This is a genomic window from Haloterrigena sp. KLK7 (assembly GCF_037914945.1).
In the GTDB taxonomy this organism is placed as follows: domain Archaea; phylum Halobacteriota; class Halobacteria; order Halobacteriales; family Natrialbaceae; genus Haloterrigena; species Haloterrigena salinisoli.
The window spans coordinates 1,412,509-1,424,818 of the sequence record NZ_CP149787.1; the positions used below are offsets into that span (position 1 = coordinate 1,412,509).

Here is a 12,310-nt window from a genome sequence, read left to right on the forward strand (position 1 = left end):
GCACGGCTCTCGCGGTGCTCGAGCCGTACTCCCGGCCGCGGAGACCTCGAGTGTGGGAGCCGAGCCCCTCGCCGCGGCGGTCGACAGCGACGGTCCGGTCTCCCGTCTCGGGCAATTCGTTTGCGGTGGCGAGCGAACGAGCGGCAGGAAATCGCGCGTTACGATTCGTCGACCGCGGCTCGGGCCTCCGCGAGCGTGAACTGCCCCTCGTACAGCGCGCTCCCGACCACGACCGCGGCCGCGCCGGCCGCTTTCAGGTCCCGCACGTCCTCGAGCGTGGCCACGCCGCCGCTGGCGATTACAGGAATATCGGTCGCCTCGACGAGCTCCCGAACCGGCTCGGTGGCGACCCCCTCGAGCTGTCCCTCGACGTCGACGTTCGTGAACAGGATCGCCGCGGCGCCCAGTTTCTCGTAGCGCTCGGCCGCCTCGACCGGCGAGACCCCGGCGCCCTCGGTCCAGCCCTCGACGACGACCTCGCCGTCCTTCGCGTCGAGGCTGACGACCACGCTGTCGGGATGGTCGGCGCTGATCTCGGCGACGATCTCGGGGTTCTCGACGGCCGCCGTCCCGAGAATGACCCGGTCGACGCCGCGCTCGAGCAGGTCGACAGCGTCCGCGACGGTTCGAATGCCCCCGCCCAGTTGGGTCGGGACGTCGACGGTCTCGAGGACGTCGTCGATGGCGTCGCCGTTCGCCCGCTGGCCCTCGAAGGCCCCGTCCAGATCGACGAGGTGCAACGCCTCGGCGCCCTCGTCGAGCCACCGTCGGGCGGCGTCGACGGGGTCGCCGTAGGTCTTCTCGGTGCCGCGCTCGCCCTGGACGAGCTGGACGACCTCGCCGTCCTGAACGTCGACGGCGGGAATCACCTGAAACTCCGGAAACGCGCTCATACGATGGCGCAGGCCGGGCGCGGGCCTAAAGCCACCGACTTCGGGGCCGCGGTATCGACGACGGGTCCGGTGGGACTCGAGGCGGGGCGACTCGGGCGGCGGGACGACTCGGGCGGCGGGACGACTCGAGCGGTGACTCGGTCGCGGCGGTCGCGGCAGCGGGAATCGGTGCGGACCCGTTCGCGTTCGTCCTCGCGGGACCGTCGCCGGTATCGCCGTCTTCCGGGGCGTGTGATGCAGTTTCCCCAAAGTAATTTCACACGCTACCCTGAAATGACACTACGTTATGAGCGTCCGTGTGGATCGAGTCCGAAATCGACCCGTGACTACGCTGGAGAGGCCGACCGAACGATGAATCCACGCCGCATCGACGCGCTCGTCGATCTCGCTTACGGAGTACTGATCTTCCTCTCGGTCGTGCTGATCGTCGTCGAGGGAACGCGGGTCGGGTTAGCGCTCGGGCTCGGCGTCCTCGTATCGTACGCATTACACGTCATCTGGAAGATGGCCCGTTTCGATCCGGAGTGGATGACGCGGGAAGTCGAAGAGACGGTCGAAGAGGCCGTCGAACAGTCGATCGGCGAACAGGTCGATGCGGTTCAGCAACAGATCGAAACCGTCGACGAGCGCCTCGACCGTCGTCCGCGCGAAGACGAGATCGAAGACCTCCTCGAGGAGACGGTCGCCGACGAAGCGGCGGACGGCGGGGACGAGACCGGAGACACGACGCGGTAACCCCTCGCAGTCTCATCGGGTCACCGACGTGGGCACCACCCGCACCCGACGGCTCGTCGATTCTCTCAGCGTACACGACGGCACAACGAATATCCGAATCGACGTGAAAGCCGTATATCAGTATGGTGTCCGTGCTGCTGGTCGTGGGAGTTCTCGTGGCCGTCTTCGTTGGCTACAACATCGGTGGTGCGACGACGGGGCCGGCGTTCGGTCCGGCCGTCGGTGCCGACGCCATCTCGAAGACGATGGCCGGCGTACTGATGACGGTGTTTTTCTTCGTCGGCGCGTGGACGATCGGCCGTCGCGTCGTCGAGACTCTCGGCGGTGATCTCGTGTACGATTCCGCCGTCTTCACGCTCGAGGCGAGCGTCGGCGTCCTCTTTTTCATCGGCGTCGCGCTGTTCATCGGTAACTTCTTCGGCGTCCCCGCTTCGACGTCGATGACCGCCGTCGGCTCGATCGCGGGACTCGCACTCGCCGCCGGGGAACTCAACTGGGTCGTGATGGGGCAGATCGCCATCTGGTGGATCGTCTCCCCGTTTATCGGCTTCTGGGTCTCGCTGATCATCGGCCGCTACTTCTACTCGTCGCTCAATCGACGGCTCGCGATGGCGCGCAGCGAAGGCCCCCTCGTCCGGATCGATCGGTCCCGCCGCGTTCCGATTCCGGTCCCGACCGACACCACGAACCGACGCGAGCTGGGAGGCGTAGCGATGGTGATCGTCATCGGCTGTCTGATGGCCTTTTCCTCCGGCACCTCGAACATCGCGAACGCGATCGCTCCGCTCGTCGGCAGCGGCGAACTCGAGATGAATCCCGCCATCCTCATCGGCTGTGTGGCGGTCGGGATCGGGACGGTCACCATCGCGCGGCGCACCCTCGAGACGATGGGGAACGAGCTCACGGAACTGCCGCTGACGGCGGCGATCGTGACCGCGACGGTGAGCGCCTCGCTCGTTATCTTCCTCTCCGCCATCGGCATTCCCGCGAGTTTCGTCATCATCGCGACGATGTGTATCATCGGTCTCGGCTGGGGGCGGGCGACGCGCCCAGTGACGGTCGCCGACGCTGTCCGGGGCGAGGAGTCAGCCCCGGTCTCGGTCGACGCACTGACCACCGATCGGGAGGGCGAAGAACTGCCACCGATCGGCGACGAGGAACCCGAACGGGTCCCCAGTGCGGCCGACCTCTTCGATCCGGCGACGACGGCCCGCGTGGTTCTCATGCAGAACGTCGTCCCGATGATCGCGACGCTCGGCGCGTACGCCACGTTCCGGTTCGTCCCGCTCTTCGGACTCTGACTCGACGGCACCACCTGCGCTTATTTCCGTCGGCGTGGGAGGGCACGTATGATCACGCGCGTCCTCGTTCCGATGGACGGATCCGAGATGAGCGAACACGCCCTCGAGTACGTCCTCGAGGCCCATCCCGACGCCGAAATCACGGTGCTGACCGTCGTCGGAGAACCGTCGGCTCTGTGGGGCGAAGCGACGGGACTAGCGCTGGCCGACGACCTCGAGGAGATGGCCGACGACCACGCGGAAGCAGTGTTCGACCGTGCGCGCGAACTCGTCGACGCGGCAGACGGTGATGCGACCCTCGAGACGACGGTGGAGCTGGGACATCCGGTTCGGGCGATCCTCGAACGGGCCGACGAGTACGATACGATCGTCGTCGGCAGTCACGGCGGTACCATCGCGGACCGGCTGTTCGTCGGTAACGTCGCGGAGAAGGTGGTCCGTCAGTCGCCGGTCCCGGTGACGGTCGTCCGGTGAGCGCCGCGGTCGGTCCGACAGTACGTCAGTGAATGCGTACCGGTCACCGATCGACGGCGACTGTCAGTCTCCGGAGCTCCGCCGTCGACGGCTTCCGCGATTGGATCTCGGACCACGTCCTCGCGGGGCCGGCGGATCCGCGCGGACCGCTGTCGCCTGCAACCACGGAGACGAATGGGCGCGTTTTTAGTATCGGATCGCGTGATTACAGGACGTGAACGCGGAACCGCTGCTTATCGTCGGAATTCTCACCGCGGTCTTCGTCGGCTACAACATCGGCGGCTCGACGACCGGCCCAGCGTTCGGGCCCGCCGTCGGTGCCAACGTCATCACGAAGTTGATGGCCGCCGGCCTGATGTCGGTGTTCTTCTTCATCGGCGCCATCACGATCGGACCGCAGGTCGTCGACACGCTGGGGAACGACCTCGTTACCGACACCGCGATCTTTACGATGCGGTCTAACGTCGCCGTCCTCTTCTTCATCGGGGGCGCGCTGTTCGTCGGCAACTACGCCGGCGTCCCGGCGTCGACGTCGATGACCGCCGTCGGCGCCATCGCCGCGCTCGGCCTGGCGACCGGCGAACTCGACTGGTCGGTGCTGGGCGAGATCGTCGTCTGGTGGATCGTCGCCCCGATCATCGGCTTCTGGGTCGCCGGCGTCGTCGGCCGGTACTTCTACCCGCGGATCAACGCCTGGGTCGCCATCGAGGGGAGCACGGACGGCGAGCCGATGATCTCGGTCGACCGGTCCGGTGCCGTGCCGCGGCTCCAGTTCGGGGCCGACGGCGACCGACGGGAGGTCACCGGTGCGTTCGTCGTCGTCGGGATCGGTTGTCTGATGGGCTTTTCCTCGGGGACGAGCAACATCGCCAACGCGATCGCCCCGATCTACGGGACCGGCGCCGTCGACATGGTGACGCTGATTCTGATCGGGTCGGTGGCCGTCACCGTCGGGTGTTTCACCATCGCCCGCCGGACGTTGGACACGCTGGGCAACGACATCACGAACCTCCCGCTGACGGCCGCGATCGTCGTCGCGGTCATCAGTTCGGGGATCGTCATCACCCTCTCCTGGATCGGGATTCCGGCCAGTTTCGTCGTCATCGCGACGATGAGCATCATCGGCCTCGGCTGGGGGCGGGCCACCCGAACGACCACGCTCTCGGACGCCGCCCGCGGCGAGGAGACCCGCGTCTCCGTCGGCGCACTGACCGCCGAAGAGGAAGGGGAACGCTCGCCGAAGATCGGCGAAGAGGAACCCCAAGACATCCCGAAGGCGTCTGACCTCTTCGACCCCTCGACGACCGCCCGCGTGATCCTCATGCAGAACGTCGTCCCGATGATCTCGACGGTCAGCGCGTTCCTCACGTTCCGGTTCGTTCCGATATTCGGCTTCTAGCCGAGCCGGCAACGGCCGGTCTCGAGGGCATCTCGATGACGTCAGTTCGACGGCATCCCTCGAGTCGGCGACGAGCCGTCGGCCGGCGGCGTCGCCGCCGTCACCCCTCGAGCGCGGTCAGTATGGTAGCAGCCGGGGAAAGCGGCAAGTGATACGGGAACTCGGCAAGTTCGTTGAAACATTTCTTTTTCTCTCCTGTTTTGTGGACCCCCAGTTGACGGATAGTGACATTCTTGCGTTCGAACTTCCAAATTCCGAGTCAAAGACAATTTAGGACTGAACAGCAAGCTATACCAGTGCGGGACGTGAATCGTTGAGTGATGCCCACGGTAGAATACCTCAACTACGAAGTACTGGACGACCAGGGCTGGGATATGGACGACGACGACCTCTTCGAGCAGGCCGCCGACGCCGGTCTCGACGACGAGGACTACGGTACCCTCGATGTCGCCGAGGGCGAGTATATCCTCGAGGCCGCCGAGGCCCAGGGCTACGACTGGCCCTTCTCCTGCCGTGCAGGCGCCTGTGCGAACTGCGCGGCCATCGTCTTCGAGGGCGAGATCGACATGGACATGCAGCAGATCCTCTCGGACGAGGAAGTCGAGGAGAAGAACGTCCGACTGACCTGCATCGGTTCCGCCGAGACCGACGAGGTCAAGATCGTTTACAACGCCAAGCACCTCGACTACCTGCAGAACCGCGTCATCTAAGCTAGCCGCTGGGCCCGAACGGGCCGGCTTGCAGAGACGCAGGTTGTCACCACCTGCAGACGAATTTTTAGTGTGCGCGACCGCTCCGCCCTCCGAGAGTCATCGACGGTCGAGAGCGTCTGTCACCCCGTCCGTCCGGCGTCCGCAGCATCGGAGTCTCCACGGGGATCGATCTCGAGTCGCGACGCCGGTGACCGGCCGAAAGGATAACACTCCCCCGCTTCGAGAGGGGCACCTGTGACTCTCGCCGACGTCGCGACGATTCCCGATCTCCTGCGGCTCGTTGCCGTCCCCGTCTTCGCCTGGGTCGCCGTCCGCGACATTAAGACCAGGCGCGTCTCGAGCGCCGTCTGGATTCCCCTCTCCCTGCTCGGCGCCGTCCTGCTCGTCTGGGACGGCTGGCTCGCCTGGACGGCGGGCGGCTACGCCTGGACCTACGACTTCCTCCTGCCGACGGCGGTGAGCCTGGGGTTCGTCGTCCCCATCGCCTACCTGTTCTGGTGGGTCGGCGGGATCGGCGGCGCGGACGCGAAGGCGTTGCTCGTGTTGGCCCTGCTCTTCCCGGTCTATCCGGAGTACGCGGTCGGCTCGTGGACGTTTCCCCTGACGACCATGCCCGTCGCGGCGTTCGCGTTCACCGTCCTGGTCAACACCGTCTTCATCGGCCTCGCCGCCCCGATCTTCCTCGCCGTCCGCAACGCCGTCGCCGGCCGGTTCACCGGCGTCATGTTCATCGGCTGGCCCGTCTCGTGGGACGCGGTTCCCGAGACCCACGGCCGGCTCCTCGAGACGCCGGACGGTCCCTCCCGCGGCGGCCTCGACCTCGACGCCTTACGGATGTACCTCCGCTGGCGCGGCCTGACGCTGGTCGACGTCCGCGACGATCCCGACCGCTACCGCGATCCGGCGACCCTGCCCGACGAGCCCAATCCACCGACCGACGGCGCCGTTACCGCCGCCGTTCGCGGCGACGGCGGGACCGCGTTCGAGGCGGAATCGGCTGATAACGGAGCTGATTCCGCAGGCGACGACGTCGAGACCGACGCGGACGCTCGAGCGAGCGACGGCGAGGACGAACCGCCGGCGTTCGACGACCCGTGGGGCGCCGCGGCCTTCCTCGAGGATATCGACGGCTCGGCCTACGGAACCCGCCCCGCCGAACTGCGGGAGGGCCTCGAGGTGCTCGCGACGACGGAGACGGTCTGGATCTCGCCGGGGACGCCGTTTCTCGTGCCGACGTTCCTCGGGCTGCTGGTCGCGCTGGGCTACGGCAACCTGTTCATCGGACCGCTGCTCTGAGCGTCTCGAACGCGACCTTCGGCGTTCGTTTCGCCAGTCAACGACTGACGTGGACGGGCTCTCGATAGATCCGTTCTGAGCAATTGCCGTGCGGTGGCGCGCCGTCGATCGTGACCGAGCGAAGCGAGGGACGATGATTCGCTGTTGTCAGCGCGAGTAGTGTGCTCACTGCGCTGCTCAAGTAGTGCTTTCGGGTAACCGATCGGTCGAGAGAGAACTGAGACGGTGAACTCGAGGAAACCGAGTGCGAAACGAACCGTCCCGCTACTCGTGGCGGCTAGGGACCGCCACACCCTCCCCAACCGATTCGCTCACGTCGTTCGCTCATCCCTCGCGCAACTTCGTGTCGTGGTTCGCCGTTCGCTCACCACGATACAGCGCGCGCCACCGCACATCAATTCCGCAGTCCGGAGTGGAAGGGAAGTGCGATCCACCGAGAACGGATCAGTGACACTGACTGCGACTCACTGCTCGTACACGAATCGCTCGTACAACGGCACCAGGGCCGTCCAGAAGACGACGAAGACCGCGCCGACGCCGATGAGGACGAGCCACGGATCGCCCCGACCCGTCGGAAGACCGGTGGCGAACAGCGCGAGCGTCCCCAGAAACAGGAACAGACAGACGACCACGCTCCCCATCTCGAGGATCGTGGCGACGGGACGGGCCCGGAAGCTAGCGGCGATATCGGCGAGCATACGCGAGAGTGACGGGCGACTATCAAAAGCGTCACGGCACGCTTTCCGCCGGGCTCGTGTATCGCCCACCCGCGGGAACGGACCGCGAAATCAGGCTCGAGACTCGATTCCGTCGGCGATCTCGTCGAGTCGGTCGTCGTCGAGATCCTCCTGACCGCCGAACATGGCGTGGATCGGCCCGCCGCCGTCGCCCTCGAACCGCGGGACGATGTGACAGTGGACGTGGGGCACCTCTTGTCCGGCCGCCTCGCCGTTGTTGAACGCGACCGTCGAGGCGTCGGCGTCGACGCTCTCCTCGACGGCGGGCACCAGCCGGTGGACCGTCGCGTAGAGGTCCTCGGCGACGTCGTCGGGGACGTCGTTCAGCCGCTCGTACTCGTCTTTCGGGATGACCAGCGTGTGCCCCGGCGCCAGCGGATTGGCGTCGAGGAAGGCGATCGTCGTCTCGTCTTCGTACACGACTCGAGCGGGGATCTCCCCCTCGACGATCTGGCTGAAGATCGTACTCATACGCGAGTGTGTGTCGGCCGGCTGTAAGAAGCTTACTCGCCGGCCTCGCTGGCGAAACTGCTATCGACCGGCGACTGTCGCTGCTCGAGAACGGTGTAAATTGGCGTGAAATTCGGCTAACTGCGCTTACGTGTCGGAAATCGTGATGGACGATCGGTCCCGTTCAATACGTCTCTCCGCATCGATACGAGCGCCCAGCGGGGGCTGTCGTATCGCGCCGATAGGAACCTCGTGTCATCACGCACGCCCGTATCGGACCGACGCTGTCACCGACCGCTGGTATCGAACCACCGCGTCACGCACCCTGACACACCACCGCCAGCGGTTTTTCGCCGCTACTCGACGCGAACGGCGAGCGACGGCGCCGCGCTCGACCGCGAGACACCGCGAGGGCGCCCCGAAATCGGAATGGGTCGTTAGATCCGATCGACTGTACGATCGGTCGAAATATTCACGTGCGATTGACGTTCGTGCTTTTCACCCCCGTTTGAGTGCAAGTATTATTACTCTCACTGACCTACTCGGGGTATCGACCGACCGGTACCCCGGGGAGACGTCGTATCGGCTCGCGGACCGAGACGAAACGTCCGACGACCCGGTTTTCGGGTGACTGTGAGATGGTAGAGATACTGTACGCTATCGAACGACCGTTCATGCGAAAGACGTTCGAAGCGATCGACCGCCACGTAGCCGTCGAGTCGGCGTTCGTGGCGGTCCGAGCGGACGCGCGCGGCTGTAGCGACCGCATCGAGGAAATCGAGGTCCGCGATCCCGGCGCGGTCGACGAGAACGTGCGAGCGATCGATCCGTCCGTCGTCGTCTACAATCACCGGTTCGGAATCGAGCGGTTCAGCTTCTACGAGGAGTACCCGCTCGTCCACGTGCGCCACGGCGCGTCGATCGGTCGCGGGGAGATCGCCGTCACGGCGGAGACGATGCTCGAGCGCGTCGCCGCCGCGCTGGCTCCCGGCGAGCGGTGGGCGCGGGCCTACCGGGCCGCCGCGCCGCCCGACGTGACCGTGGCCGTCGTCGGCCTCCCGGAGGCCGACGCGCTGGTCGGCGCGCCGCCGCCCCGCGAGCGCCGGGTGCTGTACGCCCCGACCAACTACCTGGTCGGCCGCGGCGCGTACGCGAACACCGCCCGCTCGGTCGTCGAGTGCTTCGCCGACACCGAGTACGAACTGCTCTTTCGCCCCCATCCGACCGACAGGCGCGAGGGTCCGGGGCTGGCCGTCACTCGCGAGTGCAGGGCCCGAATCGCCGAGCTACCGAACGTCGTCTTCGACACGGCGGCGACGCCCACCGAGAGCATGCTCCGGTCGGACGTCCTCGTCTCGGACTACTCCGGCTCGATCGCCGAGTGGCTCCACACCGGACGGCCGCTCGTCCAGCTGACGGACGTCGACGCACCGGACCGCACGGTTCCGGAGATCGGCGTCACGACGGACGCGCTCGATCTCGAGCTCGTCGACGACCTCTATCGGAACGGCGAGCCCACACCTATCGCGCGCCGACGCGAGTCGTGGCTCGCGGCGCTCGGAATTCCGATGGACGGCCGGGCCGGCGAACGCGCCGCCAGCGAGGTGCTGCGATGCGGGGCGTGATCCTCGCCGCGGGCCGGGGCCGGCGAATGCGACCCTACACCGACGACGTTCCGAAGGCCTTCCTCGAGTTCGACGGGCGGACGCTGTACGATCGACAGCGCGCCCTGCTCGAGCCGTACGTCGACGGGACGAGCGTCGTCCTGGGATATCGCCACGAGACCGTTCTCGAGCGGTACGATCCCGTCGATCCGATCGTCCTCGAGGGATGGGACCGGTACGAGAACGCCGCGTCGCTGCTCCTCGCGCTCGAGCGGATCGACGACGATCTGCTGGTGATAAACGGCGACGTGCTCGCCGACGAGCGGGAGGTCGGGCGGCTGTCCGGCCAGTTCGACGCCTTCGGCGGTCGCCTCAACCTCGTCGGGTGCATTCCGGGGCTCCAGAGCGCGGAGACGGCGATCCGGTGGGACGAAACGGGACGCGTCTCGGCCTACGGTCTCATCGAGGGCCATCAGCACGCCGGACTCGGCGTCGTGAGCCGCGAGTATCGGACGGCCGCGATGCGAATCCTGCGCGAACGGCTTCAGGACTGGTACCCGTGCGTCTATCCGCGGACGCCGACGCGGCCGCTGTTGATCCCGGCCGAACGTCACGTGGAGCTCAACCGACCGGTCGATCTCGACCGACTGCGAGCGTGGCTCGCCTCCGACCGGATCCGGTGTGCGTGATCAGTGACCGGGAGAAGCCGTTTGAGATCGCGCTCCCGCGAGGCGGTCCCCCGCCGACCGACAGCTACGCCGGTCAGCGTTCGATACATTCTGGACGATTGTCCGAACTAGTAGCGCGGAACCAAAATGTTGATTGTCGGTGGCTACTGGGACCCGGATAGATGGAGATAATCGGCCATCGTGGCTGTGCCGCTCAGTTTCCGGAGAATACCCTCGTAGCTATCCGCGAAGCCGCCCGTCGCCTGCCCGCGGTGGAAGTCGACGTCCGGCGCTGTGCTACGGGTGAACTGGTCGCGTTTCACGACGAGACCCTCGAGCGCGTCACCGACGCGTCCGGCCGGGTCGCGGAGACGCCGTGGACCGACCTCCGCGACCTGACCGTCCTCGAGTCGGACGAATCGATTCCGCGCCTCGAGACGGTCCTGCGGGCCGTCCCGGACGACGTGACCCTGCAACTCGAGCTCAAGGAGCGAGGGATCGCCTCGGACGCGTTGCAGTTGGCGATGGCGGCCGGCGCCGACGTCCGCGTCTCGTCGTTTCTCCCCGAGGCGCTTGCTGAGATCGGGGACGCGTATCTAGACGTCCCGAACGGGCTGCTCTTCGGCGACGAACCCGACGAGAACCTCTCTCGAGCGGTCGACCTCGACTGTACGCACGTCTTCCCGCACTACGATCTCTGCGTCGAAACCGACGTCGTGTCCGCCGCCCGCGATCGCGGGTTCGACGTCATCGCGTGGAAGGCCGCGCGGACGGCCGACGACGTCCGCGCGCTGCACGAGGCCGGCGTCGACGGCGTCACCGCGGATCGGTGGGACGTCGCGCCCGCTTCGCTCCGAGCGAGCGCCGAATCACAGCGGTCGTAGCGGGGCGACGACCGTTCGGCGTCTCCGGTAGCGATGCGAGACCGCAGTCGGAGCGCTACTCCCCGACCGGATCACACAGCTCCGCGAGCGCCTCCCCGATCGCCGCGAGGTACTCGTCGGGCTCGTACCCCAGCCGCCCGATCCAGACGTCCTGATAGGAGGGGTGGAGGATCGGCAGGAGCGTCGTCTCGAGGCGCTCACAATCTACGGGCTCGAGGACCGTGTCGATGAAGCCCTCGAGGTCGCGGTCTTCGGCCGCGAGGACGCTCGCCGTCGCGTGTTTGCCGGTCGCGAGGACGACGTCTGGGGCGACGGTCTCGATCTCGGTCAGCAGGTGGCCGCGACAGTTCGTCCGTTCCTCGGGGGTCGGTTCGCGGTTACTGGTGGGGTCTTCGGGATCGGCGGGGAAGCACTTCACGGCGTTCGTGTAGTACGCGTCGTCGTCGTAGCCGACCCGCGCGAGCATCCGGCGGATGCGCCGACCGGAGTGACGGGAGGTGTAGGCCTTGCCGGTCCAGTTGCCGCCCTTCCAGCGGTCGGCGTCGGGATTGCCGGGGCCGGGCGCCTCGCCGATGACGAGCACGCTGGCGTCGAGCGGGCCAGTCCCCCACGAGATGCACTCGCGGTGTTCGGCGAGCGCCGGACAGCGGTCGCAGCCGGGTTCGATGACGTTGCGCGTCGTCGGGTAGGCCGGATCGGTGTCGGTGCCGGCCTCGGCGTCGGAGGGAGGGGATGGAGACACGTTCGTCACGTGGGCCGGCGGCGGGTTAGGCGTCTCGGATTCGCGTCCCGCTCGAGCAGACAGATTTACCTTTCCCCGGAAACTCTCGACAGGTAATGGGAACGGCAATTCCGGAACTCCTCACAGAACTGCTTCCGATGGTGGCCTACACGATCGCCGCGGGCGCCCTGACGGTCGGCGGCTTCGCCGCCGAATACGCGAGCATGCAACACGTCGGCGCGGGCGAGACGACGGTCGCGTTCTGGCTCGCCGCGATCGGCTGTGTCATGCTCTACGCCGGCGTCTACGGCCTCGGCTATCAGAAGGTGCTCGCGCGGCTGTTCGGCGTCGAAGCGTAGCGGTTCTCCGACTCCCGCTTTTCCCACCGATCCCGATCGAGCGACCGCCGCCTCGAGGCGCGCGGCCGCCCGCGGG

General features: G+C 66.8%; 14 protein-coding genes. 10 read left to right on the plus strand and 4 right to left on the minus strand.

From position 1 onward, the window contains the following. Positions 1 to 158: 158 nt before the first annotated feature. On the minus strand, positions 159 to 893 hold the full coding sequence (gene hisA, locus WD430_RS06990) for a 1-(5-phosphoribosyl)-5-[(5-phosphoribosylamino)methylideneamino]imidazole-4-carboxamide isomerase (protein ID WP_339105297.1): 735 nt from the start codon (positions 891 to 893) through the stop codon (positions 159 to 161). Positions 894 to 1,244: 351 nt separating this feature from the next. Between hisA and WD430_RS06995 the strand changes: the two genes are divergently transcribed. The 6 genes from WD430_RS06995 to WD430_RS07020 all read left to right on the plus strand — a co-directional run bounded on the left by WD430_RS06995 (position 1,245) and on the right by WD430_RS07020 (position 6,811). Next, a complete protein-coding gene (locus WD430_RS06995) occupies positions 1,245 to 1,628 on the plus strand; it encodes a hypothetical protein (RefSeq protein WP_339105298.1) in 384 nt (127 codons plus the stop codon). A gap of 122 nt (positions 1,629 to 1,750) precedes the next feature. Continuing rightward, positions 1,751 to 2,929 (plus strand): inorganic phosphate transporter, encoded by a 1,179-nt coding sequence (locus tag WD430_RS07000; protein WP_339105299.1) that lies wholly within the window; start codon positions 1,751 to 1,753, stop codon positions 2,927 to 2,929. A gap of 48 nt (positions 2,930 to 2,977) precedes the next feature. Beyond that, a complete protein-coding gene (locus WD430_RS07005) occupies positions 2,978 to 3,403 on the plus strand; it encodes a universal stress protein (RefSeq protein ID WP_339105300.1) in 426 nt (141 codons plus the stop codon). 214 nt (positions 3,404 to 3,617) lie between these two features. After that, positions 3,618 to 4,802: an inorganic phosphate transporter gene (locus WD430_RS07010; protein WP_339105301.1), complete on the plus strand. Its 1,185-nt coding sequence runs from the start codon at positions 3,618 to 3,620 to the stop codon at positions 4,800 to 4,802. A gap of 320 nt (positions 4,803 to 5,122) precedes the next feature. Further along, the gene (fer, locus tag WD430_RS07015; RefSeq protein WP_008893134.1) at positions 5,123 to 5,512 is read left to right on the plus strand and encodes a ferredoxin Fer; all 390 of its coding nucleotides are present in this window, start codon (positions 5,123 to 5,125) and stop codon (positions 5,510 to 5,512) included. Between the two features lie 237 nt (positions 5,513 to 5,749). Then, on the plus strand, positions 5,750 to 6,811 hold the full coding sequence (locus WD430_RS07020; RefSeq protein ID WP_339105302.1) for a prepilin peptidase: 1,062 nt from the start codon (positions 5,750 to 5,752) through the stop codon (positions 6,809 to 6,811). A 464-nt stretch (positions 6,812 to 7,275) separates the two neighbouring features. Here the strand turns inward: WD430_RS07020 and WD430_RS07025 are convergent, their stop codons facing one another. Together WD430_RS07025 and WD430_RS07030 are read right to left on the minus strand one after the other, a co-directional pair. Then, positions 7,276 to 7,509, minus strand: a complete 234-nt coding sequence (locus WD430_RS07025) for a hypothetical protein (RefSeq protein WP_339105303.1) — start codon at positions 7,507 to 7,509, stop codon at positions 7,276 to 7,278. Between the two features lie 90 nt (positions 7,510 to 7,599). Next, the gene (locus tag WD430_RS07030) at positions 7,600 to 8,019 is read right to left on the minus strand and encodes an HIT family protein (RefSeq protein ID WP_339105304.1); all 420 of its coding nucleotides are present in this window, start codon (positions 8,017 to 8,019) and stop codon (positions 7,600 to 7,602) included. Between the two features lie 617 nt (positions 8,020 to 8,636). Between WD430_RS07030 and WD430_RS07035 the strand changes: the two genes are divergently transcribed. The 3 genes from WD430_RS07035 (at position 8,637) to WD430_RS07045 (ending at position 11,154) form a co-directional block, all read left to right on the plus strand. Beyond that, positions 8,637 to 9,623, plus strand: coding sequence for a hypothetical protein (locus WD430_RS07035; RefSeq protein ID WP_339105305.1), 987 nt, complete (start codon positions 8,637 to 8,639; stop codon positions 9,621 to 9,623). Beyond that, entirely contained in the window at positions 9,611 to 10,291 is a 681-nt protein-coding gene (locus tag WD430_RS07040; RefSeq protein WP_339105306.1) for an NTP transferase domain-containing protein, read from the plus strand. Before WD430_RS07035 ends, WD430_RS07040 begins: the two co-directional genes overlap by 13 nt. A 161-nt stretch (positions 10,292 to 10,452) precedes the next feature. Next, a complete protein-coding gene (locus WD430_RS07045) occupies positions 10,453 to 11,154 on the plus strand; it encodes a glycerophosphodiester phosphodiesterase (RefSeq protein ID WP_339105307.1) in 702 nt (233 codons plus the stop codon). A 55-nt stretch (positions 11,155 to 11,209) separates the two neighbouring features. On the opposite strand, the gene WD430_RS07050 is transcribed toward WD430_RS07045, so the two are convergent. Then, a complete protein-coding gene (locus WD430_RS07050) occupies positions 11,210 to 11,905 on the minus strand; it encodes a uracil-DNA glycosylase (RefSeq protein WP_339105308.1) in 696 nt (231 codons plus the stop codon). An 86-nt stretch (positions 11,906 to 11,991) separates the two neighbouring features. Between WD430_RS07050 and WD430_RS07055 the strand changes: the two genes are divergently transcribed. Continuing rightward, positions 11,992 to 12,234 (plus strand): hypothetical protein, encoded by a 243-nt coding sequence (locus WD430_RS07055; RefSeq protein ID WP_339105309.1) that lies wholly within the window; start codon positions 11,992 to 11,994, stop codon positions 12,232 to 12,234. Positions 12,235 to 12,310 lie beyond the last annotated feature (76 nt).